This window comes from Sphingobium sp. ba1, from assembly GCF_000743655.1.
GTDB lineage: Bacteria > Pseudomonadota > Alphaproteobacteria > Sphingomonadales > Sphingomonadaceae > Sphingobium.
Window position 1 is genome coordinate 173,545 of the sequence record NZ_JPPQ01000006.1, and the last position, 2,125, is coordinate 175,669.

A 2,125-nucleotide genomic window follows, 5' to 3' on the forward strand; every position below is an offset into this window, starting at 1 on the left:
GGCATCCGTCGTCGGGGGAGCTGGCTGATCCTGGGCCGCTGCGGGCACGGCCATTAATCCAAGGCCTAACGCGCCGCTCAATGTACTTTTTTTCATTTCACCCCCCTTGCGAATCGTTCTCAATGTGTGCGCCGCCCTATAATATATGCAACTGCTTCGCAATAGTAATGCGTACTCGAAAGTTGCAGTTGCATTTCAAGGAAACACCGACACTCCAAAAGAAACTCGCGACGACGAGCTATTCCTTTCTGCCATCGGCACCCTAGCAAAAGGGCAGCGTGGAAAACAGCTACGGTCGCATACGGCGCTTCCTGCCGTCTGAGAGACCTCTGTGGTTGCCGCCCGTGAGGCAAGAAGTTTCTGAACCGGTGAACAGGTGATCGAGGGCGGTCTTCTGTCAGGCCTTTGATTGCAGCGTTTTCCAGAAGACGCTGGCCGGTATGGTGATCCGCGGATCAGGTCCAAATCTGATTCACGAGCTCGAAGCTCGGGACTCTTAACTGGTTTTCCTGATCCAGATCTGTTCGATCATTTTGCCCATTTGGGTCGTCGCCTTCTCACTCCCCCTTGCCAGCTGGGGCCTTGCGCAGCCTTTCTATCAGGCGGCGATTGCCGTTGCCGGGGTTCGATAATCTTCCTGTTTCGTCAACATCGCCCAGATCATCCGGGCCATCTTGTTGGCCAAGGCGATTGCCACCAGCATCCGTGGCTTGCGCGCCAGCATGCGGGCTAGCCACGGTGTTTCTGGGATCGATTTTCGGCCCATCCAGTTCAATCGCGACATTGCGCCCATGATAAGCAGCTGCCGAATGTCGCTTTGCCCAGCCTTGGAGACACGGCCATGACGTGTCTTGCCTCCGCTCGAATGCTGTTTCGGCACCAATCCCAGCCAAGCGGTGAAGTCCCTGCCGCATTTGAAGCTCTCCATTGGCGGGGCAAACGCTTCGACCGCCAAAGCCGGCATCGGCCCCACTCCGGGCATGGTCTGTAGCCTTCGGGCCATGTCTGCTTGTCCTGCCAGGTCCTTGATCCGGCGGTCGCTTGTCGCAATCCGCACGGTCATTGCTTCGATCTGCTCCAGCAAATCGCGGCATTCAATCCGGGCAATCTCAGGCAGATCACTGTTGGACTCGGTGATGATCGCGGCGATCCGGGGCAAATTATTGACGCCTTGCGGCACCACATGACCGAGCTCGTAAAGAAAAGCGCGCAGCATGTTGACCAGTTCGGTGCGCTGTTGAACTAGCCGGGTCAGTTCGGATCCTGCCACACCCCGCCGCCGCAGCCTCGGACTGCTTTCCCTCACGGTTTTCAACGCCCGGTCGATCGTCGCTGCGCTCATCTGCAACAACTTCGCCTTGATCGCAGGTTCCAGGTCAAGATGGCCATGGCCTTCCATGGCCTCAATCAGGATCGGTATGAGTGGCCGCAACCGCTTACCGCAGAGGCGGTCGCTCGCTTCCCACAATAGGATCAGCGCGGTTCGCACCGCCTCGGTATAAATCCTGCGCTCGGGACGCGCCGTCTGCCGCGACGGCGCCTTCTCTCGCAAAATCCGCATCGCATGCTTGCGGTGCAATCCTGTGACTGCGACGAACTCGTCGAGAACCTTGCCCTTGCTCGTTCGATCAGCCGCGCGATACCGCTCGCCAACCGCTTCAACCAATTCTCTCCGCGTCGCCATGCTCACCTTCCTCATCGTTTACTCCCTGCCACCGTCGGGAGCATTTTAGATGAGGCAACTGGACAACACTCGGGAGCAATTCAGGCGAGGCAATGCGCTGGCTGTTCAGTTCGTCACGCTTCTTGGCGGCAAGGACGTATCCGCGCTCGATAAATGGCTCGAACAGGCAACTGACAGTGAACTTAGCAGCTTTGCGGGCGGCATCACACGGGACATTGATGCAGTCAGGGGCGGGATCACGACCCGTTGGACGACGAGCCCGGTCGAAGGTCAGATCAGTAGAGTCAAAGCCATAAAGCGGCAGATGTACGGACGAGCAAACTACCAACTCCTGCGACAGCGAGTGTTGCTGGCCGCCTGATCATCGATCAGGCCTCCAAAGTGTCAACGGCGGAGCAAAAGTCGGCCATTCGGCGGCGTAAAACCAGGCCATCGTGTTAC

At 58.0% G+C, this 2,125-nt stretch carries 1 protein-coding gene and 1 pseudogene; one reads left to right on the forward strand and one right to left on the reverse strand.

The window, feature by feature from the left end; all coding sequences use genetic code 11:
* Window positions 1-598: 598 nt before the first annotated feature.
* Window positions 599-1,699, reverse strand: coding sequence for an IS110 family transposase (locus IL54_RS25630; RefSeq protein ID WP_081912715.1), 1,101 nt, complete (start codon window positions 1,697-1,699; stop codon window positions 599-601).
* 76 nt (window positions 1,700-1,775) lie between these two features.
* Here IL54_RS25630 and IL54_RS22510 point away from each other — a divergent pair.
* Window positions 1,776-2,045: pseudogene (locus IL54_RS22510) on the forward strand (transposase); the annotation flags it as partial.
* Window positions 2,046-2,125 lie beyond the last annotated feature (80 nt).